Origin of the sequence: Neisseria sp. P0006.S009 (assembly GCF_051962915.1) — a bacterium.
Classification (GTDB): Bacteria; Pseudomonadota; Gammaproteobacteria; order Burkholderiales; family Neisseriaceae; genus Neisseria; species Neisseria subflava_E.
Window position 1 is genome coordinate 1 of the sequence record NZ_JBQCUV010000013.1, and the last position, 293, is coordinate 293.

Genomic DNA, 293 nt, shown 5'->3' on the forward strand with positions numbered 1-293 from the left:
TTGATGCCTGACTTGGTCACACTCGGGCCACCGGTAATGGTGAGGCCGTCTGAATTCAGTTTGCTGTCGCCTGCAGTGACGCTGTCGACGGTGATGTCTTTGGCCAGTTTGAAGTCAATCTGGTTGTCGGACACGGTGGTGACGATGTTTTTGTCACTGCTGCGGTAGGCAACGGTTTCGCCCAGTTGGACGTTGTCGTCGTTACCGTTGTCGGCGGCAATGTTCAGACCTTTGGCCACATTGGCGTTGGTTTCTTTCAGCTGACCGTAGTTAACGGCGTCGGTATCGTCGGT

Annotated in this window: 1 protein-coding gene; it reads right to left on the reverse strand. The window is 54.6% G+C overall.

Annotated elements, in window-relative coordinates:
• Positions 1-293: hypothetical protein (locus ACTHTK_RS10275; protein WP_440379751.1), on the reverse strand; the 293-nt coding region annotated here is incomplete at both ends.